The sequence below is a fragment of the Lysobacter fragariae genome (assembly GCF_054779775.1).
This window is the reverse complement of record NZ_BAAGXP010000013.1, coordinates 158,375-183,695: the sequence shown is the minus strand read 5'-3', so window position 1 is coordinate 183,695 and position 25,321 is coordinate 158,375. Positions and strand designations below refer to the sequence as shown.

Here is a 25,321-nt window from a genome sequence, read left to right as displayed (position 1 = left end):
CTGCGCGCCCGGGCGGCATCAATGCGCCAGCCACCACCATTCGCACAGGCCGATCGCGCCCAGCAGCCCGGCGGTGATCGCAGCCGCGGCAAGCACCTTGTCCTGCCGCCGCGCCTTCACCAGCGCATCGCCGTACGGAATCGTGGTGTGCGCGATCATCGTGTAGAGCGGCAACCAGCGATCTTTCAGCATGCGGTTCAGGGCCACGTCCAGGCGCTTGCGCGCGACGAACCACGGCGACTTCACCTTCTGCTTGAGCTCGACGAAGTTCGCCTTGGAGAGCTCCGCCAGCGTGTCGGTGTGCGGACGACGCGAGTCCTCGTAGGCAGCGAACGCGGCGCCGCGGTTGTTGCCGTTGGCGGCAATCGCCGCCATCAGCGCCGAACAGTCCTCGAACGCGGAATTCATGCCCTGCCCGTAGAACGGATACACGGCGTGGCAGGCGTCGCCGACCAGCACGACCCAGTCGTCGTTGTGCCACGGGCCGGTGCGCGTGGTGATCAGCGAGCCGGTGGGATGGGTCTTCCAGTCCTCGACCAGGTTCGGCAGCAGCGGGATCAGGTCCGGGAAATACTTCTGGAACAGCGCCTTCACGTCTGCATCGGTCTGCGTGCTGGCGAAGCTGTCCGGACCTTCGTGCGGCAGGAACAGCGTCAGCGTGTGCGAGCCGTCGCGGTTGGGATGCGACACGAAGAAGCCGTCCGTGCGCGGCCACACGTGCAGCGCTTCCAGGTCGATCTTCGAGGAGCCATCGGCATTCGCGCTGAGCGAGAGTTCCTTGTAGCCCCACTCCAGGTATTCCTGGTGGAAGTCGGCGCGCTCGCCGCGCTGCATTTCCTGGCGCGCACGGGAGAACGCACCATCGGCGCCCACCACCCAGCTGGGACGCACGCACACGGTTTCGCCGTTGGATTCCAGTTCCAGCTCGCGCTTTTCCTTGTCGATGCGCACCAGGCGGTGGTCGAAATGCAGTCGCACCTGCGGATGGCGCTGCGCATGGTCGAGCAGCATGCGGTTGAGTGCGTTGCGATCGATGGAGTGCAGGACTTCCTCGCCGTCCTTGCCATAGGGCTGGAAGCGCGTGCTGCCGTCCGGCGCATGGATGACGCGGCCGCGCATCGTCACCGTGGTGGGCATGACCTCGTCGATCAGGCCGATTTCGGTGAGCGCCTGGATGCCGCGCTTGGACAGCCCCAGGTTGATCGAGCGCCCGCCTTCCATGCCGGCCAGGCGCGGATCCGGACGACGTTCGAACACGTCGACGCCAACGCCCTTCTGCGCCAGCGAAAGCGCAAGCAGGGAGCCGGCCAGACCGCCGCCGACGATCGCGACGCGGCCGTTGTCAGCTTCGTTGGCAACGACTGACGTCGTTTCGACCAGGTCCGCGGAGTCGTTCTTGGATTCTTCCACCAGTGCATCGAACTTCGCGGCGCTATCGGGCTGCGCCGACGATGAAGCACCCTGCAGTTCCAGTTCGGCTTCCACCAGCGCCGCCACGGCCTGGTCGAAGAAGTTCTTGCGCACGCTGCCACCCAGTCGGCGCAGGTAGGAGCGCAGGAAGCTGATCCGCACTTGCGGTTCGTCGATGTAACGGCGCAGGAACGGCAGATCGGTTTCCACCATCTGACGCATCGCCAGCATCGGGATCGGGCTGCGCAGCGGACGGAAATCCGGGTTGCGCAGGCCGGGGCTTTCATTCTTGGCGTGGAACTCGCCGATCATCAGTCCCATGTCGACGAAGCTCGGCTTGAGCTGCGCCTGCACCTGGTCGACGAGCCAGGCCGACTCGATGTCCAGGTTGGGGAATACGACCACGATGGTCTTGTTGATCGCCGCCGTACCGGTGCTGGGTTCGATGTCGTAGAAGATGTCGCGGAACTGGCTGCAGATCTCCGCCAACCGGTCCGCGTCGGCGGTGGCGTCGGTGACCTGTGCCAACCAGATCGCATCCATTGCCAGTGCGGCAGGCGTGAACGGGCACACCGGGCCGGAGCGGCCCACGTCCGGATGCGGCTTGGCCAGGAACGTGCGGGTCCACTGCACGATCTCATCGAGCGCCGAACCTTTGTGATCGCGCTCGGCTTCCGAGGCGCGAATCAGGCCCAGGCGGGCGGTGATGCTTTCCTGCTGCGCCAGCTTGGCGGCGTGCGGGCAACCCGTCGCGGGGGCGGCTGGGGGTGCTACTTCTTTGTCAGGGGTCATGGCCATTCTTCCGTGTGTCCTTGGCGTCGTGCTTTTCAGACGGTGCGGTGCGCTCGTGCGCCACACCGGGGGGATATCGTCGCGTCGTTGTCTTTCATTGAATGCAGCGCCCTCGCGTCAGGTCGCGCACTGCAGTGCCGCTTCGGCAGGCGCTACCACCGCGTCGGGCAATTCGTCTTCCAGGCGTCGGATCGCGCGCACCGCATAGGCGCACACTGCAACCAGCGAGGTCGCCAGGCCCAGCACGATGAACATCAGTGCCAGGCCGCGACCCGGACCGGTGCCGATCACGGCGCCCACGGACGAGGCCAAAGCGCCGCCCGGAGCCAGCATCGGTTCGAATACCCGCTCGGCCAGCGGTCCGGCCAGGCAGTAGCCCAGTGGCATCGCGCTTTCCGACAGCACGCGCTGGATGGCGAAGCAGCGGCCCTGCAGGCCGGCCGGCACCTTGCTCTGCCACAACGCGGCGTTGGCCGAATTGGCGAAGGGCAAGGTGAGGAACAACCCGAAGCCGGCCGCCGTCACCAGCGTGAACGACGGTGCCAGACCGTGCAGCGCAAGGAAGATGCCGGCCAGGAACGTCGCGCCGATTACGCTTTGCACGCGCGAGCGCGGTCCGCCCCAGGTGCTCACGAGCAATCCACCCAGCAGCAGGCCGCTGCAGCCGATGCCCATCTGCAGTCCCAGTCCGGCCTCGTTGGTGATCGACAGCACCAGCGGTGTGATGGTGATGCTGGCGATGCCGAAGAAGAAATTGCTGAACCCGAACACCGTGAGCACGCCCAGCAGACCGGGACGCTCGCGCACGTAGCGGAAGCCGGTCGCGGCTTCCTGCCACAGGTTCTCTTCTCCGGTAGCAGCGGTGCGCGGCGGGCTGGGCACGCGTGCCGCCAGCAGTGCGACCACGCCGACGCAGAAGCTCAGCGCATCGATGAGCAACACGCCTGCCATCGAGAACAGGCTGACCAGCACGCCGGCGATCAGCGGACCACCGACCAGCGCGATGGCGTTGCCGGTCTGCACCAGGCCGTTGACGCGGTTCAGCTGTTCGGGCGCTGCGAGCAGCGGAATGCTGGCCGCATAGGCCGGCTGCAGGAATGCGTTGGCCAGCGCGGTGACGCCGACGCCGACATAGATGTGCCACAGCGCAAGGTTTCCCGTCGCCAGCAGGCCGGCCATGGCCAGCATCGCGATCGCGGAGATCGCTTCGCAGGTCGCCATCGTGCGGCGACGATCCCAGCGGTCGACCAAGGCGCCGGCCAGCGGCGAGACCAGCAACGCCGGAATGGCCATGGCGATGAAGATCATCGCGAAACGCGTGGTCGACCCCGTTGTCCTGAGCACCCAGATGCCCAGCGCGAAGGTGCTCAGGCGCGTGCCCATGCCCGACACCAGCTGTCCGGCCCAGATCAGCAGGAAATTTCGCAATCCGTTGTACCGATCCGTATTGCTGGTCACGCGAGCACCTCCATGGCAGCCGCGGCAGCGGGTGTCGGCAGGGCGCCGCGCTCGTGCAGGTACCGCAGGTAAAGGGAAAAAAGCGATTGGTCCGCGGGCGGACAAGTCAGGCCCAGTGGCTCCACCGCGTCGCGACTGGCGCTGCAGTCGAAGGCGGGCTCGGCCGGGTCCCACTCCTGTGCCGGGAACATGCCCGCGAACGGCGTCAGGGCGTTCTCGCGCGAGGTTGAACTCGTCGCCACCAACGCCTCGCGCCATTGCTCATACGGCACTTCGTCGAGCGCATGACCGGCGGCGCGGATCGCAACGATCGCATCAGGCAGCGACAGGCGATGCGGATTGAAGAAGTGGAAGTTGCCGTTGGCGTCCCCCGCGCCGAGCGCGATGCGCACGATGGCGCGACCCACGTAGTCGACGGGCGCCATGTCGAAGGCGTCACGCGGCAGATGCGGCGCCATACCCAGCTGCACGCAGCCACGGATCCATGCATTGAAGTAGTCGCCGACGTTGCCCGCACCGGTCCGACTGTCGCCGGTGATGCGCGCCGGACGGTAAATCGCGACGGGAAGGCCGCGTTCGCGCGCGACCAGGGCCAGCTGTTCGCCGACCCATTTGCTCTGGTTGTAGCCGCCCGACTGGCCGTCAGGTAGCGGCGCCGGGTCGGACTCGAGAACGGTCTTGCCGACGTAGTGTTCCGTCGCGTAGACGCCGAGCGTGGATACCAGGTGCACCGGCTTGACGAGGGTGTGGGTCGCCAGTCGCAGCACCTCGACGGTGCCCTGCACGTTGGCGGCTTCCATGTGTTCGTAGGGCGCCAGGAAGTTGACCTGGCCACCGTTGTGGAAGATCAGGTCCGCGCGCTGCGCGAGCGTGGTGAAGCCATCGTCGCCCAGTCCCAGCAACGGTTGGGAAAGATCGCCCGGCAGCGGCACCAGCCGCGTTTCGTCGCCATCGCGCCACAGGCCGTAGCTCTCCAGGTTCGCGCGCACGCGACGCAGGCCATCGGCCACGGTATCGGCACGCACCAGGCAAAGCAGTTCCGCCTGCGTGGTGTCCAGCAGTTCGCGTGCGATGTAGGCGCCAAGGAAGCCGGTGGCACCGGTGATCAGCACGCTGCGTGGATTGCCGCGGGCGGCGGCAGGCTGGGGCGTGTTGCGGGGATCGATGGCGGCATCGAGCACCACCTTCGTGCGCAGGTCGAGGACATCGCCGCTGTCGCCTGCACGCAATGCATCGATGGTGCGCGACAGGCCCGCGACCGTGGGCGTGGCAAACACCGCTGGCAGTGGCACTTCCACGCCGAGCGCGGCGTGCAGCTTGAACACCAGCGGCAACGTCATCAGCGAGTCGCCGCCGATGGCGAAGAAATCATCGTCGGCGCCGATGTCCTCGCGCCCCAGCACTTCGCGCCACACCGCGATCACCGCATGCTCCGTCGGCGTGGACGCGGCACGCAGTTCACGCGCGACGTCCTGCGCGGCAGCGGGCTCGGGCAGCGCGCGGCGGTCGACCTTGCCGTTGCGGGTGAGCGGCATCGCGTCCAGTCGCACGAATACGGATGGTAGCAATGCCTCCGGCAGTCGCTGCGCCAGATGCTCGCGCAACTGCGATGGCGTGAGCTCCGCGCTGTCGGCGACGAAATAGCCGACCAGGCGCTTGTCGCCCGGACGATCCTCGCGCAGCAGCGCCGCGGCCGCCTGCACCTGCGGGTGCGCCTGCAACGCGGTCTCGATTTCGCCCAGCTCGATGCGCACGCCGCGCAGCTTTACCTGATGGTCGCGACGACCGAGGAACTGCAGTGTGCCGTCGCTGTTCCAGCGTGCCAGGTCGCCGGTGCGATACATCCGCGAATCCGGCTCTACGGCAAACGGATCGGGCAGGAAGCTGTCAGCGCTCAGCTGCGACAGCCCCAGGTATTCACGGGCGATGCCGGCACCAGCGATGCAGAGCTCGCCGACCACGCCGCGCGGTGCCAGGCCCAGGTGCGCGTCGAGGATGTACACGCGCACGCCCGGCAGGGGCGTGCCGATCGGCAGGTCGAGAGTATTGAGTTCGCTGCCATCGCGCGTGGCGAGGATCGTCGCGCACACCGAAGCCTCGGTGGGCCCGTAATGGTTGGTCAGCACCACGCGCGACTGCGTGGCGATGGCAAACCGGCGGACCAGTTCCACCGGCACGCTTTCGCCGCCGATCATCATCAGGCGCAGCTGCGGCAGCAACGGCTCGCTGCGAGCAGCCGCGATCCAGCCTTCCGACCAGCGCCGCCACAGCGCCGCGGGCGCGTCGATCGCGCTGATGGCGTGGGCGTCGCAGAAACGCTCCAGCTCAAACGGGCCCAGTTCGGTGGGCGTGGGATGCAGCACCAGCGTGGCGCCGGTGGCCAATACCGGGAACACGTCGCCTACCGAGGCATCGAACACCAGCGGCGGGATCATCAGTAATCGCTGCCCGCGGAAATCGTGGCGGGCGATGAAGCCGCGCACCAGGTTCACCGCGCCGCGATGCTCGATCGCCACGCCCTTGGGGTTGCCGGTGGAGCCGGAGGTGTAGATCACGTAAGCGCAGTCGCGTGCATCGACGTCCACGCGCGGTGCATCCGTGCGCGGTTCGGCATCGCTGCGCAGCAATGGCGTCCTGCTGCCCAGTGTGCGCGCGCGCTCGAACCACACCGGCGGCGCAAGCAGCGCCTGCGAGGCGCAGTCGGCGAGCAGGAAATGCAGGCGTTCGTCCGGATGAGCCGGGTCCAGGGGAACATAGGCGGCGCCGGCGGCGAGCACGCCCAGGACCGAGACAAGCGCCTCGATGGAACGATCGGTAAGCACGCCCACGCACGATTCGACACCGATGTTGTGCGCGCGCAGTGCATGAGCCACGCCGTACGCGCGGTGCAGCAATTCCTGGTAGGTCAGCTCGCGGCCGGGCTCGACCAGTGCCACCGCATGCGGGGTCAGCCGCGCCTGCGCGGCAAACATCGCGAACAGCGTCGGCTGCGCGGCGGGATCCGCATCCGCGAACGCTACGGTGCCGCCGTCGCCGAGGGCCAGCAGTTGCGCGCGGTCTTCGTCCGACAGCAGCGCGATGCGCGAGAGCGGCAGGTCCGGGTGGGCGATCGCACCGCGCAGCAGCATTTCGTATTGCCGGGCCAGACGCTCGATGGTCGCGGTTTCGAACAGGTCGGCGTCGAAGTCGATCACGCCGTCAAGGCCGTGGCCGGCGTCTTCTTCCAGGGCCAGCGTCAGGTCGAAGCGCGCTGCGCGCATCGGCGGCATCATCGCCTTGGCGGTGATCCCGCGCAGCGCCAGCGGTGCGTTGTGGGTGTTCTGCAGCACGAACATGGTCTGGAACAGCGGCGTGCGTCCGGGTGCGCGTTCGATGCGCAGCGAATCGATCACGCGTTCCAGCGGCGCTTCGGATTGTTCCAGTGCGTCGAGACAATGCGTACGCGTGCGTGCCAGCAGATGCCGGAACGAGGGATCACCGCCGAGGTCGCCACGCATCGCCAGCGTGTTCACGAACAGGCCGACTACCGATTCGAATTCGGTGCGGCGGCGGTTGGCGACCGGCGTGCCGACCACGACGTCGTCCTGGCCGCTGAGGCGGCCGAGCAGGGTCTGGAACGCGGCGAGCAATGCCATGAACAGCGTCGCGCCTTCGCGCCGCGCGAGCTCGCTGATGTCATCGACCAGCGCCTGCGGCAGTTGCACCACGAAACGTTCGCCGCGACCGAGCGGCACGGGCGAACGCGGACGGTCGGTGGGCAGGTCCAGCAGTCCGGTGGTGCCGGCCAGCGCTTCCTGCCAGAACGCCTGCTGCGCCTCGACCTTGCGGGCATGCGCAGGCGAGGTCTGCCAAAGGACCGCGTCGCCGAACTGCACGGCCGGCTCGGCCAGCGCCACGGGTGTCGCGTCCACGGATGCGTTGTACAGCTGCGCCACTTCCTCGAGCAGCACTCCTATCGACCACGCGTCCGAGACGATGTGGTGCATCACGATCAGCAGGATGTGCTGGTCGTCGGACAGGCGCAGCAGGGTCGCACGCAACAACGGGGCCCGTGCCAGGTCGAAGGGGCAATCGGTTTCGATGTCGCACTCGCGCTGGGCCTGCGCTTCTCGCTCGGCGGCGGGCAGTTGCGACAGGTCGATGCGCGCAAGCTGGAACGCCACTGTTGCCGCCACCGTCTGCCGCGCTTCGCCGGCGACTTCGTCGAACGACGTGCGCAACGCGTCATGACGTTGCACGACCTTGGTCAGCGCGTCCTGCAACGCCTGGGCATCCAGCGCGCCATCCAGGCGGAAGTAGGCGAACACATGGTACGCGGCCGTGCCCGGCTGCAGGCGTTCGAAGAACCACATGCGCTGCTGCGGCGCCGACAGCGGATACGGCACGCCCGCCTGCGTGCAGCGCTGGACCGTGTCCTTGCCTGCATTGCGCGCAGCCAGCCCGCGCAGCAGCAGTTCGCGCTGCTGCGGGCTCAGGCGCGCCAGGCGCTGCGACATCGAATCCGTGCCGGAGCCGGAGGGCGGGTTCTGGGTCACTCGCGATTCGTCCTTGAAAGGTGGGGCTTGCTCGAGGTCGAGCGTGCTTTGGATCTGCGTGCTTGAACCAACGTGAATCAGGCGTCTGATTCGGCGAGCAACGCCTGGATCTCGTCGTCGCTGAGGCCTTCGAGCTGGTCGAGCATGTCCGCCAGCGCGTCCGCATCGACGCTGCTCATCCGCTGCTGCACCAGATGCTCGGCAAACGCGGCCACGCTGGGCGCTTCGAACAGCAGGCGCAGCGCGACATCGCCACCGAACGCCTTCTGCACACGCGTGATCAGCTGTGTCGCGAGCAGCGAATGCCCGCCCAGGTCGAAGAAACTGTCGTGGATGCCCACACGCGGCACGCCCAGCACCTGCGCCCACAGCGCAGCGAGGGTTTCTTCTTCGGGACTGCGCGGCCCGACGTAGCGATCGGCTTCCACGGACTCGGCTTCGGGGGCAGGCAGCGCACGGCGATCAACCTTGCCGTTGGGCGTCATCGGCAGACGATCGAGCACCACGCACGCGGAAGGCACCATGTAATCGGGCAGGCGTTCGCGGATGAAGGCGCGCAGCAACGCGCTGCATGGCGTCGTCACCGCATCGCGTGCGGTGACGTAGGCGACCAGGCGCTTGTCCCCGGGACGATCCTCGCGGCACAGCACCACCGCTTCGCCCACGTGGATGTGTTCACGCAGGACGCTTTCGATTTCGCCCAACTCGATGCGATAACCGCGCAACTTGACCTGGTGGTCGATGCGGCCGACCACGTCGAGGCTGCCGTCGCGGCGCCAGCGCGCGAGGTCGCCGGTGCGGTACAGGCGCGCGCCTGCATCCTGGCCCAGCGTGTCGGCGATGAATTTTTCCGCGGTGAGTTCGGGTCGGTCGAGGTAGCCCGTGGCCACGCCTGCGCCGCCGATCAGCAGTTCGCCGGGAACGCCCACCGGCACCGGCTGCAGGTTGGCGTCAACGACATAAACGCGGGTGTTGGCGATCGGACGACCGATGCTGATGGCACCGGTGCCTACGCGATCCAGCGTTGACCACACCGTCGTTTCGGTGGGGCCGTACATGTTCCAGACCTGCGCGGTGCAGGCGAGAAGACGATCCGCGAGGTCGCGCGGAAGGGCTTCGCCGCCGCTGAGGACGCGCAACTGCGTGCTGCCCTGCCAGCCGGCATCGAGCAGCATGCGCCACGTCGCCGGCGTCGCCTGCATCACGGTGCTGCGCGAGTCGGCAAGCAATCGCGCTAGCGCGGCGCCGTCGCTGGCGGTGGTGCGGTCGGCAAGCACGATGCGCGCGCCGACGGTCAGCGGAAGCAGCAGTTCCAGTACGGCGATGTCGAACGACAGCGTCGTCACCGCGCACAGCGTGTCCGCGTCGGTCAGGCCGGGTTCGCGCGCCATCGATAGCAGGAAGTTAACCGCGGCCCGATGCGGGACCTGCACGCCCTTGGGGCGACCGGTCGAGCCGGAAGTGAAGATGACGTACGCCGGGTCTTCGCCGTTAACATCGCAGGCGATGCGCTCGGTCGTCGCGATTGCCTCGTGCGAAAGCGCATCTTCCAGCAGCAGCGTCGTCGCCGACGATGCCGGCAACTGCGCCAGCAGCTCGCGGTGCGTGACCACGATCCGCGCGGCGGAATCCGCGAGCATGAACGCCAGGCGGTCAGCCGGAAATCCCGGATCCAGCGGCACGTAGGCGGCGCCGGCCTTGAGTACGCCCAGCAGTGCGACCAGCATGCGCGGCGTGCGCTCGACGAACAGACCGACGAGGTCGCGTGGCTGCGCGCCCTGTGCGACCAGCGCGCGCGCCACTGCATCCGCCTGCGCGTCCAGCTGCGCATAGGTGAGTCGGGTGTTGGCATGTTCGATGGCCACCGCGTCGGGCGTGCGTACGGCCTGTGCCTCGAACAGCGCGTGGAGCGGCTGGTTGGTGGCGAAATCGTGCTGCGTGGCATTCCACGCCCCCAGCAGTTGTTCGCGCTCGTCGGCGGGCAGGATGCCGATCTCGCCGATGCGCTTGTCCGGGTCCTGTGCTATCGAGCGCAGCAGCTGCTGCAGGTGGCGCGAGAACGCGGCGATCGTGGCTTCGTCGAACAGATCGGTGCTGTACTCGAAGTACAGGTGCAGCCCATCGTCGCCTTCGCCGGCGAACAACGAGATGTCCGCGCGCGCCGTGCCCTGGTTGACGCGATCGAAGCTGACCGGCGTCATCGCCAGTCCGGGCACCGTGGTGGTGTCGTCGGGAAAATTCTGGAAGAACAGCATCGCCTGGAACAGCGGCGAGTGGCTCAGCGTGCGATCGAGGTCGAGCGCCTCGGTCAACCGTTCGATCGGCAGGTCCTGGTGCGAGTACGCGCCCAGTGTCGTTTCCTTCACCCGGGCCAGCAGCTCGCGGAAGGTGGGATTGCCCGACAGGTCGGTGCGCATCGCAAGCGTGTTGACGAAGAAGCCGATCAGCGGCTCCAGCTCCTGGCGGTTGCGATTGGCCACGCCGACGCCGACGATCTGGTCGTCCTGGCCGGAATAGCGCAGCAGCAGCGTGTTGAACGCTGCCAGCACGGCCATGAACGGGGTGACGCCTTCCTGGCGGCTGAAGCGCTTGATGTTGTCGTAATCGCTGGCGGGCAGCAGGTCGCGCAGTACTTCGCCACGATGGCTCTGCCGTGAAGGGCGCGGGCGGTCGCCAGGCAATTCGAGCACCGGCAATCGGCCGGATAGATGCTCCTGCCAATACGCGAGCTGCTTGACCATGGCGTCGCCCTGCAGCTGTTCCTGCTGCCACAGCGTGTAGTCCACGTATTGCACCGCCAGTTCGGGCAGCGGCGATGGCACCCCAGCGAGCGTGGCGGCATAAAGCTGGCGCATTTCGTTTATCAGCACCGACAGCGACCAGCCGTCGATGGCGATGTGGTGCGCGTTGAGCATCAACAGTTGGCGGTCGTTCGCGACCTGCACGAGCAACGCGCGCAACAGCGGGCCGCGGGCGATGTCGAAGGGCCGCGTCGAGTCGCTGCGTGCGACGGCAAGTGCGGCGGCTTCGCGTTCGCCAGCGGGAAGGTGGCGAAGGTCGAGCTGCGTGACCGGCACGCTGGTTGGCGACTGCACGACCTGGTACGGACCGGCGTCATCACTGGCGATGACGGTCCGCAGGCTTTCGTGGCGACGGACAATCTCGTCGAGCGCGCGCTGCAGGACGGCGATATCGAGTTCGCCCTGCAGCCACTGGCTGCACGGCACGTTGTAGACCGCCGAACCCGGATCGAGCTGGTCAAGGATCCACAGACGCTGCTGCGCCGACGACAGCGGGATGCGTGCGGGACGTTCGCGGCGGGTGATGCCCTGGCGCTTCGTGCCTTGGCGTGCGAGCTGCTGCATCAGCAGTGCGCGCTTCTCCGGCGAGAGGCCGGCCAGGCGGTCGTTCATGTCGCTCATCGGTCGTTCCCTGTCCTTGCGGTGTCGGCCAGCAGGCGGTCGCTGGCTTCCTCATCACTCAACCCTTCCAGGCTCGCGAGCAACGCGTCCAGGTCATCGCCTTCCAGATGCAGCTGTTCGCGCTCCACGGCGATGCGTGCGGCGAGTTGTTCCAGCGTGGGGGCTTCGAACAGGGCCCGCAGCGGCAGTTCTACGGCGAAGGCCTGGTCGATGCGCGCGAGCAGCTGCGTAGCCAGCAGCGAATGGCCGCCGGCATCGAAGAAGTTGTCGCGCACATCCACGGTGGTGGTGCCGAGCAGCTGCTGCCACAGCTGCGCGAGCGTGACTTCTTCCGGTGTGCGCGGCGCGATCGATTCGCGATCGTTGCCGGCGCTGGTTTCCGGCACCGGTAACGCGCGCCGGTCGACCTTGCCGTTGGGCGTGAGCGGGAAACGCTCCAGCACCACGAAGGCGCTGGGCACCATGTAGTCGGGCAGTGCAGCCTTGAGGTGGTCGCGCAGGGCGGCTGCCGTGGGTGCAGTCGTCGTCGGCGCGGAGCCGTCGGCGGTGACGTAGGCCACCAGTCGCTTGTCGCCTGGGCGATCTTCGCGGCAATGCACGACAGCCTGGGTCACGCCGGGATACAGCGCGAGCACGGATTCGATTTCGCCCAGCTCGATGCGGAAACCACGCAGCTTGACCTGGTGGTCGATGCGGCCGATCACCTCGATGGTGCCGTCGCGACGCCACAGCGCCAGGTCGCCGGTGCGGTACAGCCGCGCGCCGGGTTGCGAGGAGAACGGATCGGAAATGAATTTCTCTTCGGTGAGGTCCGGGCGACCGCAATACCCGCGCGCCAGACCCGTGCCGCCGATCAGCAGTTCGCCGGGAACACCGATCGGCATCAACTGCATGTGGCGGTCGACGATGTGGATCTGCGTGTTGTCGACGGGCTTGCCGACCAGGATCGGACCTTCGCCGGCATGGACCTGGCACAACGCGGAGTAGACCGTGGTCTCGGTCGGACCGTAGAGGTTCCACACCTCGTTCGCGCAGGGCAGAAGGCGGTCGGCGAGTTCGCGCGGCAGCGCTTCGCCGGTGGAGATGATCCTGCGCAGGCCCGGCGTCCCGCGCCAGCCCACTTCCAGCAGCATGCGCCAGGTGGCCGGCGTGGCCTGCATGACCGTGAAACGGCTCGCATCGACGAGGCGACGCAGGCGCAGTCCGTCGCGAGCGGTATCGCGATCGACGAGCGCGATGCGTGCGCCGACAGTGAGCGGCAACACCAGTTCGAACAGCGCGATGTCGAAGGATAGGGTGCTGATCGCGCACACCGTGTCGCCCGCCGCGACGCCGGGTTGGCGCGCGACCGAGCGCAGCAGGTTGACCGCCGCCTGGTGCTGGATCTCCACGCCCTTGGGCTTTCCGGTCGAACCGGAAGTGAAGATCACGTAGGCGAGATCGTCGGCGCGCGCACCGCCGTCGGGCGTGGCGTGGGCCGTGTCGCCGAGGACCGCATTCGCGTCGGCCAGCACCACGCGGGAAACGCCGGCGGCGCGGAAGCTTTCCGGCAGCGCATCGGCGAGTTCGCGCTGCGTCACAAGCACACGTGCTTCCGACATCTCCAGCATGTAGGCGAGGCGGTCGGCGGGGTAGGCCGGATCAAGCGGCACGTAACCACCACCGGCCTTGAGGATGGCAAGCAGGCCAACCACCATTTCCACGCTGCGTTCGACGTACAGGCCGACCAGCGCACCGGCGCTGACGCCCGCGTCGCGCAATTCGTGCGCGAGCGCATTGGCGCGCTGGTCCAGTTCGCGGTAGCTCAGCTGGCGTCCGGCGAATTCCAGCGCCACGGCATCGGGCGTGCGCGCGACCTGCGCGGCGATGAATTCCGACAGCGTGCGCTCCTGCGGCAGCTCGCGCTGTGTTGCATCGTTCCACGATGCCAGTTCCTCGCGCTCGGCCCGGGTGAGCAGCGGCAATGTCGCCACGCGTGCGTCGGCATCAGCAGCGACCGCTTCCAGCAACGTGAGCAGGTGGCCGCCGAAGCGCTCGATGGTGGTCTCATCGAACAGGTCGGTGCTGTAGGTGAACTTCACTTCGCGCGGCGCCTGCTGGTTCACCGCGAAGCTGATGTCGGCAGGCGTGGTGCCGGGTGCGAGTTCGACCAGGTCGAGAAATTGCGATTGCAGGCCGGTCAGCCGCGTCTCGTGCCCAGGGTAGTTCTGGAAGAAATACATCGCCTGCGCGAGTGGCGTGTGGCTGGCCGAACGCGGCAGGCGCAGGCCTTCCAGCACGCGGTCCAGCGGCGCATCGGCGTTGTCCATCGCGTCGAGCATGTCGCGGCGAACCTGGTCGAGCAGCGCCGCGAAGCTCGCGTCGCCATCGATCCGCGCGCGCATCGCCAGGGTGTTCACGAAGAAACCAGCGACCTGTTCCAGTTCGATCCGCGCGCGCCCGGCAACACCCATGGCGACGACGACATCGTCCTGGCCGGTGTAGCGCGCCAACAGCGCCTGGTAGGCGGCGAGGAAGACCATGGACAGCGTCGCATTGCGTTCGCGCGCTACGGTCTCCAGGCGTTGATAGAGCGCTTCGGGCACGTACGTGCGCCAGATCGCGCCGTTGAAACCCTGCACCGCCGGACGAGCGCGATCGCAGGGAAGGTCGAGCGTGGCGGGGGCGCCTTCAAGGTGCTGCAGCCAGTGGTCGAGCTGCGGCTGCAGGTTTTCACCACCGAAGGTGTCCTGCTGCCACAAGGCCACGTCGGCGACCTGGAGGCCTGGCGCCGGAAGCACGGTGTGCAGCGACTGTTCCGGTGTGCCCGATTGCAGTGCGTTGTAGAGCGATTGCAGTTCGCCCAGCAGTACCGACGCACCCCAGCCGTCCATCGCAATGTGGTGGAAGGTCAGCAGCAGCACGTGCAGCGGCGCGCCGGTTTCGCCTGCGCCGGCGTCGATCAGGCTGGCCCGCAGCATCGCGTCGCGAGCCAGGTCGAAGGGGCGCCGGGCTTCATCGCGTGCCAGGGACAGCGCGGCAGTGCGCCGCGCGGTGGGCGTGGCGCCACTGACGACATGCTGCGACCAGGGAAGCCCGACGCGATCCAGGATGAACTGCGAAGGTTCGCCCTGGATGCTGCGGAATACCGTGCGCAGGCTTTCGTGGCGATCGACCAGGCACTGCAGTGCGGCCTGGAGGTGGCCGGCGTCAGGCGTCCCTTCCAGCCACAGGCCAACGGGTACGTTGTAGGTATTCAGGCCGGGCGAGAACTGGTCCAGCAGCCACAGCCGGCGCTGGCCGAAGGTTACGGGGATGCGGTCGGGGCGCGGACGCGGCTGGATCCGGTTTTGTCCGGATCGCTGGCGGGCGGCGATCTGGCGCAGGAGCTCGCGTTTGGCAGGCGAAAGAACAGCAATGCGCTGGTCGATATCACTCATTTCGATCTACATCCCTGTAAGAAAAACCGACCCGTCAGGAGCGGCGAACGAACTCAGCCGACTTCCCTGACGACTTCCAATTACGGCGAAAACACCTGATCACCGGCCAACGATGATCAAAATAATTACTTCAACCCATCCAATCGGGTACCAGTCCGTACGCGATGCGGGGCGGATGGTACGGGGGAATAGTGTCATGGGAGTGTGACATATTTGGATTTCATTCAGGAAGCTGGTGGGCCCCTCTCGTGTGTGACGAAGGGCTCAATATGGGGGCAAGGAGGCCGGCGGTGGGAGTGGATACTTCGAAGTTGACATATTTTTCGGCGGAGATTGCCGATTTTGTGCGTCGAAGCTGGTCCGGCATGCGCGGGATGGGAGTCCGGTCGGCGATCCTGTCGCAGTTTCGCAGCAGGCCCGTCAGGCGCGCGGTGCCCCACGAGAGGGATGCCGCCGGTCGTCGGGATTGCAGCCAGACCGCCCGCCTTCCCATTGACCCCAGGAACGGGTTCCTGCCAACCGGAAGTGGCTTCACTCGGGTAACGCAAACCCTGCGGATTCCCGACTCCCGGGCCCGGTGGCGACGCTTGCAAGGTGGGGTCCGGCCCCGGATCCATCGCCGGCGCCCGGTGTGGACGTACGCCGCGGCAGGTTGCGGGCGGCAAGGTCGCTGGCATAAGGTGCTGCCCCGCTGCCGGCAAATGGAGGCAGCCGGGTTTTGCAGTAGCAACCTTCCCACCGCTCGATGCCGCCCAACCGGGTGAAGTCGAGCGCGCGGATCGGGGCGGTCGCATCAAAAGCGGAAACACGGCGCGATCCCGCGTCGAATCAAGGAAGAAAAGATGACTGCTGGTCACGGACGCCTCCACGCGCCCCGCAATCGCTTCGAGTCGTGCCGTGAGCAACGGCGGCATCTGCCGTGCCCGTCACGGCGCGCCCGCATGCGCCGCGGCGCAGACAACTGAACCACGACGTCACCCAGCGAAAGGAATACGCGCGTGGTCTTCAACTCCCTGACCTTCATCCTGTTCTTCGTCGTTGTGCTCGCCCTGCACAACGCGCCGCTGCCGTGGCGGATCAAGAAGTTCAATCTGCTCGTCGCGAGCTACCTCTTCTATGCCGCATGGAATCCGCCGTTCCTGCTGCTGCTGATCGCCTCCACCGTGGTGGACTGGGCGGTCGCCCGCCAGCTGCACCGTGAAACGCAACCGGGCCGACGCAAGGCGTGGCTGCTCATCTCGCTGGTGGTGAACCTGGGTTGCCTGGCGTTCTTCAAGTACGGCGAGTTCCTGACCCAGAACTGGCAGGCGCTGATGGCGCTGATCGGCGTGAAGTACGTGGCGCCGGAGTGGAACATCCTGCTGCCGGTCGGCATCTCGTTCTATACGTTCCATTCGATGTCGTACACGCTCGACATCTACTGGAAGCGCGTGCAGCCGATTCCGAAACTGTTCGACTTCGCCCTATTCGTCGCGTTCTTCACCCAGCTCGTCGCTGGCCCGATCCTGCGCACGTCCGACCTGGTGCCGCAGTTCGCGCGTCCGCGCACTGCCACGCGCGACCAGTTCTGCTGGGGCCTGATGCTGATGACGCTGGGCCTGTTCGAGAAAGTGGTGATCGCCGACGGCGCTTTCGCGCCCGCCGCCGACCTGGTCTTCGGCAACGGCGCGCCGGTGGGCGCGATGGATGCGTGGGTCGGGACACTGGCGTTCTCCGGACAGATCTTCTGCGACTTCGCCGGCTATTCGACTACTGCCATAGGCGCAGCGATGTGCCTGGGCTTCAGCATTCCCAACAACTTCAACTCGCCCTACGGCGCGATTGGCTTTTCGGATTTCTGGCGCCGCTGGCACATCAGCCTGTCGACGTGGCTGCGTGATTACCTCTACATCCCGCTAGGCGGCAACAAGAAGGGCCCGCGCCGCACCTACATCAACCTGATGCTGACGATGCTCCTCGGCGGCCTGTGGCACGGCGCCAACTGGACCTTCGTGGTGTGGGGTGGCTTGCACGGCGCATTCCTCGCCGTCGAGCGCTGGTTGAAGGAAGCTACCGCGCACTGGCGCCTACCCACTGGCGTGGCGTTCCAGCTGTTGCTCATGGTGGTGACCTACATGCTGGTGAATATCGCGTGGGTGTTCTTCCGCGCCGATAGCGTGACCACCGCCATCGGCATCCTCGGCGGCATGATCGGCCTGCACGGCGACGCCACGCCGGTGCTGCCGACGGTAAAGATCATCGAGACGCTACTGTGCGTCGGTGTGCTGTTCGGCGTCCACGCCTACATGCGCAACCGCACCGTCGAGGATGTGGTCGCCAGTGCGCAGCGCTCGCTGCTGCTGCCGGCGACCTGGGCGGCGATGGTGTTCGCTGTCGTGATTACCCAGGGATCGGGCGATGCCTTCATCTATTTCCAGTTCTGACCTCTTCGATCCGCGCAAGGAGCATTCGCGATGACGCAGGCCATGGAAGGAACCGCGACGCATCCTGTCGCGACGGATGCGCCGGCGCACGCCGCCGCGATGCCGGTCGAGGAGCATCGCCTCGACAAAGGCCTCGTCCGTCGCGTCCCGGCGATCGCCTGGCTGCGCACGCTGGTCGTGGCGGTTTCGACCGCGTTCGTCCTGCTGCTGGGTTGGGAAATGGCGATGCGCCACCTGGGCCTGCGTGCGGGCGATCTGGATGACGGTCGCGAATACTGGGTGGAGGAGCGTCGCAAGGTCGACGAGGGCCCGCGTGATGCGGTGGTGCTGATCGGCGACTCGCGCATCCTGTTCGACACCGACCTGGACAAGTGGCAGGCGCTGACCGGACGCCGCCCGATCCAGCTCGCGCTGATGGGATCGAATGCGCAGCCGGTATTGCACGACCTGGCCATGGACGAGCACTTCGCCGGCCTTCTGGTGGTCGGCACCGCGGAGTTCTCGTATTTCAACGATGGCGCCGGCACCGCGGCGGACGCGCTCGACTACAACCAGAAGCAGTCGCCGTCGCAGAAGGTCGGCCACGCGCTGTACAAGTTCGCCTCGCGTCACCTGGCCTTCCTCGACAGCAACGCGACACTGTTCACCCTGCTTGAACGCCGCGACTGGCCCGAGCGCGAGGGCGTCTGGGGGCCGTACAACGACGTGTGGAAGCTCGGCGAAGTCCACGACGATCGCCAGACGCACCTGTGGTCCCAGCTGGAAACCGATCCTTACCTGCGCGAACACGCGCGCCGCGTCTGGCAGAGCATCTACGGTGGCGACGTCGTGACGAAGGAGATGGTCGACAAGGTCATCGCGCAGGCGAAACCCGATGTCGACCGCATCCGCGCCCGCGGCGGCGAAGTGGTGTGGGTGCGCCCGCCGTCCGCGGGCCCGATCCTCGCCACCGAGCAGCAGCGCTTCCCGCGTGCCCAGGCGTGGGATCGCGTGGTGCAGGCGACAGCGTCCACCGGCGTCTACTTCGCCGACTACCCGCAGATGCGGCAGCTGTCGGTTCCCGACTGGTCGCATCTGTCGCACGCATCCGCGGTCGACTTCACCGACGCCTACGTGCACGTGCTGCTCGACCGCGTCGACTGGCTCAAGGACCACAGCCGCGACTGGATCGCGGCCGCGGCCAACGCCCGTGTCCCTGCGCAAGCGGCCCGCGCCGACGCGGAACCGAAAAATTCGTTGGGCAGCATGAAGGCATGCGCCAGCGGCATCCAGTCATATCCCGATGGAACACCGGCCTCGCTGGTGCGGGAAAACATCCACATTTCCGGCACCTCGCGTCATGGCGAAGGTTGCCCGGCTTCGAAGGAACACGAGGGAACATGATGCGCCAGCCAACCTGGGTACGAATCGCCGCCGCTACCGCAGGTGGCCTGACCATCGTGATGCTCGCGGCGTGCGGCGAAAGCCGTTCGCAGGAGGATTCGACGCCGCCGCCGACGCCGGTTGGTGTGGTGACGCTGAAACACCAGCCGGTCACGCTCACGCGTGAGTTGCCTGGGCGCGTGCGTGCGTCGCTGGTGGCGGAAGTGCGGCCACAGGTGGGCGGCATCATCCGCCGCCAGCTCTTTGTCGAAGGCGGTTACGTCAAGGCGGGGCAGGCGCTGTACGAACTGGATGACGCCAGCTACCGCGCCGACTTCGAGAGCGCGCAGGCCGGCCTGCGCAAGGCGCAGGCGACCGCGCATGCCGCGCAACTTGCCGCGCGCCGTGCGCGCGAGCTGGCCGCCAGCAAGCTGCTGAGCGCGCAGGACAACGACAGCGCCATTGCGGCCGAGGCGCAGGCCGCGGCCGAAGTCGGCGTGGCGCGCGCCGCGGTGGACAGTGCGCGGGTCAATCTCGATCGTGCGCGCATCGTGGCGCCGATCAGCGGCCGCATCGGCAAGTCCAGCGTGACCGAAGGCGCGCTGGTCACGGCCAACCAGGACCAGGCGCTGGCGCTGATCCAGCAGCTCGATCCGATGTACGTCGAAGTGAACCAGCCGAGCAGCAACTGGCTCGAACTCAAGCAGGCGATCGAAGCCGGTCGCGTGCGCACCGATGCCGCCGGCGCCGCGGTGACGCTGGTGCTGGAGAACGGGACCACCTACAGCCGAGAAGGCAAGCTGCAGTTCACCGATGTCACCGTCGACCAGGGCACGGGCAACTTCCTGCTGCGCGCGGTCGTCCCCAATCCGGATTCGCTGCTGCTGCCGGGCATGTACGTGCGCGCGGTCGTCAGCGAGGGCGTCTCGCCCGAAGCCGTGCTCGCGCCACAACGTGGCATCACCCGCGATCCGCGTGGCAACGCGACCGCACTGGTCGTCGGCAAGGACGGCAAGGCCGCCACGCGTGACGTGCAGGTCTCGCGCACGATCGGCGACCAATGGCTGGTCGAAGCGGGCCTCGCTGCGGGTGACCGCGTGATCGTCGAAGGCGTGCAGAACGTGCAGCCCGGCGCCCCGGTGCAGGCAACGGAGCAGGGCGCCAAGCCCGTCGCTGCCGCCGCCGGCGCAGCCCCCTGATCCGGACGGCCGCACATGTCACATTTCTTCATCCGACGACCGATCCTCGCGTGCGTGATCGCGATCATGATCATGCTGGTGGGCATCGTCGCGCTCACGCGGTTGCCGGTGTCGCGCTATCCCGACATCGCCCCACCTTCCGTTGATATCTCCGCGTCGTATCCGGGCGCATCGGCCAGGACGGTCGAGGATTCGGTCACCCAGATCATCGAACAGTCCATTACCGGGCTCGACGGCCTGCGCGACATCATTTCCACCAGCGATCACAACGGCAACGTGGTGATCACCGCGACCTTCGGCAACGGCGTCGATCCCGACACCGCCCAGGTGCAGGTGCAGAACCGCCTGCAGCAGGCGATTCCGCTGCTGCCACAGATCGTGCAGCAGCAGGGCATCTCCGCGTCGAAAGCCAGCAGCGCGCGCCAGGCCGTGGTGGGGTTCGTGTCGGAAGACGGCAGCCTCAGCGCCGGCGACATCGACGATTACGTCGCCACCAACGTGTTCGATCCGCTGAGCCGCGTGCCGGGCGTGGGCACGGTGCAGTTGTTCGGTTCGCGCCACGCGATGCGCATCTGGCTCGACGCCGACAAGCTCAACGCCTACGGCCTGACGCCCGCGGACATCACCAGCGCGGTGCAGGCGCAGAACGCGCAGGCGTCGATCGGCCAGATCGGCGACCTGCCATCGGTGCCGGGCCAGCAGCTCAACGCATCGGTGGTCGCGCTGGGACGCCTGTCCACGCCCGAGCAGTTCCGCAACGTCGTCCTGCGCAGCGGCGACGACAACGGCGCGACCCTGCGCCTGGGCGACGTCGCCCGCGTCGAGCTGGGCCAGGCCGACTACAGCACCTCCGCGCGCTACAACGGCAAGCCGGTGTCGGGCCTGGGCCTCACCCTGGCCAAGGGCGCGAACGCGCTGGAGATGGTGGGCGGCGTCAAGGCGTTGCTGGAGAAGCTGAAACCGCAGATGCCGCGCGGCCTGAAGGCAGTGATTCCGTACGACACCACGCCGTACGTGCGCAAGTCGATCAAGGGCGTGGTCGAAACATTGCTGGCCGCCATCGTGCTGGTGTTCGCGGTCATGTTCCTGTTCCTGCAGAACCTGCGCGCCACGCTGATTCCCACCATCGCCGTGCCGGTAGTGCTGCTGGGCACGTTTGCGGTGCTGTCGGTGGCGGGACTGTCGATCAACATGCTGACCATGTTCGCGGTGGTGCTCGCGATCGGCCTGCTGGTGGACGACGCGATCGTGGTGGTGGAGAACGTCGAGCGGCTGATGCGCGAAGAGGGCCTGTCGCCCGCGGAAGCCACGCGCCGCTCGATGAGCCAGATCACCGGCGCGCTGGTCGGCATCGCCACCGTACTGTCGGTGGTGTTCATTCCGATGTCGTTCCTGCAGGGATCGGTCGGCGTGATCTACCGGCAGTTCTCCATCACGATTGTTTCCGCGATGGTGTTGTCGGTGATCGTCGCGATCGTGCTGACGCCGGCCCTGTGCGCGCTGCTGCTCAAGCCCGTGGACAAGCATGCCCACGCACCGCAGCGCGGCTTCTTCCACTGGTTCAACACGAAGTTCGATCGCGCCAGTCAGCGGTACCAGGGCATCGTGGCGCACATGCTGGGTCGCCCGGCGCGCTATCTCGCGGTGTATGTCGCGCTGGCGTCGCTCATGGGCCTGTTGTTCCTGCGGCTGCCCACCGCGTTCCTGCCGGACGAGGACCAGGGCTTCCTGTTCACCCTCGCACAGGGGCCGGTCGGTGCGACCAAGGAGCGCACGGCCAAGGCCCTGGAGCAGGTGGAGGATTACTTCCTCAACAAGGAAAAGGACGTCGTCGCCTCGACGTTCACCGTTGCCGGATTCAGCTTCTCCGGACCCGGACAGAACGCAGGCTTCGGTTTCGTCGAACTGAAGGACTGGAGCGAGCGTCGCCGCGCGGAGCAGAGCGTCGGCGCGCTGCAGGAGCGAGCCGGTGGCGCGCTCGGGGAGATCCGCGACGCGCAGGTGTTCGCCTTCGCGCCGCCGCCGGTGCTCGAACTGGGCATCGCCACGGGCTTCGACTTCTATCTGCAGGACAACTACGGCCAGGGCCACGCGGCGTTGTCCGCGGCGCGGGACAAGTTCACCGAGCTGGCATCCAAGAGCCCGTTGCTGGCCAACGTGCGCGCCAATTCCCAGGACGATACGCCGCAGCTGCACCTGGACATCGATCCGCAGAAGGTCGCCGCGCAGGGTCTGTCGATGGACGACGTCGGCGAGACGCTGTCGATCGCGTGGGGCGGGCGTTACATCGACGACTTCGTCGACCGCGGTCGCATCAAGCGCGTGATCGTGCAGGCCGACGCGCCTTATCGCATGACGCCGGAAGACTTCGGTCGCTGGTCGGTGCGCAACAACCGCGGACAGATGGTGTCGGTGGCGTCCTTCGCGCATCCGCGCTGGGAATACGGTCCGCCGCAACTGGGTCGCTACAACGGTTTCTCGGCGGTCAACTTCAATGGCGAGGGCGCGCCGGGCGTGAGTACCGGCGCGGCGATGGCGGAAGTGGAACGCCTTGTCGCGGAGCTGCCGCCGGGCTTCTCGGCGGAGTTCACCGGCCAGTCCTACCAGGAGCGCAAGGCCGGCCAGCAGACGCCACTGCTGTATGCGGTGTCGCTGATCGTGGTGTTCCTGTGCCTGGCCGCGTTGTACGAGAGCTGGTCGATTCCCACCGCGATCATGCTGGCGGTGCCGCTGGGCATCATCGGTGCGGTGATCGCCACGGTCGTGCGCGGCCTGGAGCGCGACGTGTACTTCCAGGTGGCGATGCTGACGACGATAGGCCTGACGTCGAAGAACGCGATCCTGATCGTTGAATTCGCCCGCGAGAATCTTGCGCGCGGGCTGTCGCTCACCGATGCCACGCTCGCCGCGGTGCGCGGTCGCCTGCGTCCGATCCTGATGACCTCGCTCGCCTTCGGCTTCGGTGTGTTGCCGCTCGCGGTAGCCACCGGCGCCGGTGCCGGCGCGCAGCGTGCGATCGGCACCGGCGTGTTCGGCGGCATGCTCGCCGGCACGTTCCTCGGCATCTTCTTCATCCCGCTGCTGTTCGTGGTGGTGGAGCGGCTGTTCCGGAAGTTCGCCCGCGCGCCGCGTGGTCGCGCGGGTGAACTCGCCGCGGATGCCGTCGACTGAACGCTCGCTCCCCGTTTTTCATGCCACCGCATTTCCCATCAGCAAGGAGCTACCCATGCATTACCTGAGCAAGACCGTGATCGTGTCGGCGTGTGCGGTCGGCCTGTTCGGCGCTGCGGCCATTTCGCACGCCGCTACCATCTCGCATGCGGCCAAATTCGATCGCCTGTACGCGTTTGGCGACAGCTATTCCGACAGCGGCGCGGGCTACCTGGACGGCAACGGCCCCACCGCTGTCGCCTATCTGGCGAAGCAGCTGGACATCCCCTTCACCCACTCGAAGGATCCCAGCGCGAATTCGCAGGGCATCAACTTCGCCGTGACGGCGGCGCCGAGCGGCTCCAACGAAGGCAAGAAGATCGGCGACCTGACGCTGGTCGTTGGCATGCAGAACCAGGTGGAGGATTTCGTGGCGCGCGTGAAGCGCAAGGACATCACCTTCAACCCCGACACCACGCTGTTCTTCATCGAAGGTGGCCTCAACGACAGCGAAGGTCCGGCGAAGGAAACCACCGACAACCTCACCCGCCAGATCGAGCTGCTGAAGAGCGTTGGCGCGCGCCATGTATCGCTCTCGCTGCTGCCGACGAAGATCCCGACCTTCACCGCCGTGGGCGAGAAGCTCAATCCGGCCTACCGCGAGCTGGTCCCGGCCCTGGGCAAGAAGCTGAAGATCGACCTGCAGCTCAACGATTTCGGCGCGTACCTGGACGACATCATCCAGAACCCGGCGAAGTACGGCATCGTCAACACCGACAAGGCCTGTGCAGGCCGCGCGCTGTTCGGTGAAGACACCACGCCGTGCGCCACGCCCGATGCCTACTTCTACTTCCACGGCGACCATCCGTCGACCGCGGTGAACCGCATCGTCGGCGAGAAGCTGCACGCCGAGATCGTGGCGGAAAAGCGCTGATCAATGTGTCCGGCCCGACTCCCGGGCCTGATGATGCGACCCTCCCCTGCAAGCGGGGGAGGGTAGTGGGCTGCTACTTGCCGAAGCCGCCGGGGCTACCCGGAGTTACGGGCACTTCGAAAAACTGCTGTTACGTCGGTCATTTCCGCGAAGCGGCGCTGATTCACAACAGCCGAAGACTGGTCATCCAGTGCCGCTGCCGCCAACAACCTGGAGTCACTGGGTCCCCGCTTTCGCGGGGATGACGGCGAGAACTTCGGGTTCCTGGACGCGCACTTACTTCTCGAAGCTCAACCGCGCATCGCCCGAGAACGACTCCAGGCGGATCTCGCCGTCGCCACTGCCATAGGTGTGCTCGAAGCTGGAGCCGGGGCCGTGCTTGGGGCGATCGATCTGGGTACCGGGCGCGGACAGGTCGCCACTGAAACTCTTGCCGCTGACCTGCGCCGACAGCGTGGCGGGCACGCGCAGGTCGAGGCTGCCGCTGACGCTTTCCAGGCTGATGCGGCCGTGCGGCGCCAATGCGGTGGTGACGTTCATCTCGCCCGATACCGTATTGCCGGAGAGCTTGCGAAGGCTGCTTTCGTGCACCGCCACGTCGACGTCGCCCGATACGGTTTCCACGCTGACTTCGCCGTCGAGGCGGCCACGCAGCTGGATGTCGCCGCTGACGCTTTCGGTACGCACGCTGGAACTGTTGAGGGTCAGGCGCAGGTCGCCGCTGACGCTGTCGATGCGGGCATCCTTCGGCGCGCCGATGACGTCGATGTCGCCGCTGACGCTGTCGATGGACAGGTCCGCGGGCGCAACGCCGTTGACATCGACGTCGGCGGAGACCGCATCGACCTCGAGATCCGCGCGTCGCGGCACCATCAGCTTCAACTGCGACGGCTCGCTCTTGTCGCTGCCAGTGAAAAAGCCCATGCCGCCGCTCTTCGGGTACTTCACTTTAACGACCAGATGATTGCGGTCGCCGCTGATTTCCAGCTTCTCCACGCCGGCGCCGAGGCTACCTTCGATCTTCACTTCGTCGCGGTCCCATGCGGTCACGTCGATGCGACCTTTCACGTTTTCCACTTGGAGGTGTCCGCTCGCGTCGAGTGGCCGGGTTTCGTTGATCGGCGTCGCCGCCTGCGCAGGAATTGCGAAAAGCGCGGCGGCAACTGCGATGGCGAGGCGGGCGTGGGTACGGGTCATGATGTTCTCCACTGATGCGT

The 25,321-nt window shown here is 66.9% G+C and carries 11 protein-coding genes; 5 read left to right on the top strand and 6 right to left on the bottom strand.

The genetic code is table 11. The features are described from left to right. Positions 1-18: 18 nt before the first annotated feature. From ACYVD7_RS14240 to ACYVD7_RS14220, 5 genes are all read right to left on the bottom strand, one after another. Positions 19-2,202, bottom strand: coding sequence for an FAD-dependent oxidoreductase (locus ACYVD7_RS14240; protein ID WP_460764519.1), 2,184 nt, complete (start codon positions 2,200-2,202; stop codon positions 19-21). Positions 2,203-2,319: 117 nt separating this feature from the next. Continuing rightward, on the bottom strand, positions 2,320-3,660 hold the full coding sequence (locus ACYVD7_RS14235; protein WP_460764516.1) for an MFS transporter: 1,341 nt from the start codon (positions 3,658-3,660) through the stop codon (positions 2,320-2,322). Next, positions 3,657-8,195 (bottom strand): non-ribosomal peptide synthetase, encoded by a 4,539-nt coding sequence (locus ACYVD7_RS14230; protein WP_460764514.1) that lies wholly within the window; start codon positions 8,193-8,195, stop codon positions 3,657-3,659. The genes ACYVD7_RS14235 and ACYVD7_RS14230 overlap by 4 nt, the downstream gene beginning before the upstream one ends. 77 nt (positions 8,196-8,272) lie before the next feature. Beyond that, positions 8,273-11,617 carry a non-ribosomal peptide synthetase gene (locus ACYVD7_RS14225; protein WP_460764512.1) on the bottom strand — a complete coding sequence of 1,115 codons (3,345 nt, stop codon included), beginning with the start codon at positions 11,615-11,617 and terminating at the stop codon, positions 8,273-8,275. After that, positions 11,614-15,036 carry a non-ribosomal peptide synthetase gene (locus ACYVD7_RS14220; RefSeq protein ID WP_460764510.1) on the bottom strand — a complete coding sequence of 1,141 codons (3,423 nt, stop codon included), beginning with the start codon at positions 15,034-15,036 and terminating at the stop codon, positions 11,614-11,616. Before ACYVD7_RS14220 ends, ACYVD7_RS14225 begins: the two co-directional genes overlap by 4 nt. 998 nt (positions 15,037-16,034) lie before the next feature. Here ACYVD7_RS14220 and ACYVD7_RS14215 point away from each other — a divergent pair. Genes ACYVD7_RS14215 through ACYVD7_RS14195 form a run of 5 tightly spaced genes read left to right on the top strand, consistent with a single transcriptional unit; the run spans position 16,035 to position 24,104 of the window. Next, complete coding sequence (locus ACYVD7_RS14215) at positions 16,035-17,459, top strand: MBOAT family O-acyltransferase (protein ID WP_460764508.1); 1,425 nt, start codon at positions 16,035-16,037, stop codon at positions 17,457-17,459. Between the two features lie 30 nt (positions 17,460-17,489). Beyond that, positions 17,490-18,842, top strand: coding sequence for a hypothetical protein (locus tag ACYVD7_RS14210; RefSeq protein WP_460764506.1), 1,353 nt, complete (start codon positions 17,490-17,492; stop codon positions 18,840-18,842). 59 nt (positions 18,843-18,901) lie between these two features. After that, on the top strand, positions 18,902-20,020 hold the full coding sequence (locus tag ACYVD7_RS14205) for an efflux RND transporter periplasmic adaptor subunit (protein WP_460764551.1): 1,119 nt from the start codon (positions 18,902-18,904) through the stop codon (positions 20,018-20,020). A gap of 15 nt (positions 20,021-20,035) precedes the next feature. After that, the gene (locus tag ACYVD7_RS14200; protein ID WP_460764504.1) at positions 20,036-23,191 is read left to right on the top strand and encodes an efflux RND transporter permease subunit; all 3,156 of its coding nucleotides are present in this window, start codon (positions 20,036-20,038) and stop codon (positions 23,189-23,191) included. A gap of 55 nt (positions 23,192-23,246) precedes the next feature. Beyond that, positions 23,247-24,104, top strand: coding sequence for an SGNH/GDSL hydrolase family protein (locus tag ACYVD7_RS14195; RefSeq protein ID WP_460764502.1), 858 nt, complete (start codon positions 23,247-23,249; stop codon positions 24,102-24,104). A 276-nt stretch (positions 24,105-24,380) separates the two neighbouring features. Here ACYVD7_RS14195 and ACYVD7_RS14190 read toward each other — a convergent pair whose 3' ends face one another. After that, the gene (locus ACYVD7_RS14190; RefSeq protein WP_460764500.1) at positions 24,381-25,301 is read right to left on the bottom strand and encodes a DUF4097 family beta strand repeat-containing protein; all 921 of its coding nucleotides are present in this window, start codon (positions 25,299-25,301) and stop codon (positions 24,381-24,383) included. Positions 25,302-25,321 lie beyond the last annotated feature (20 nt).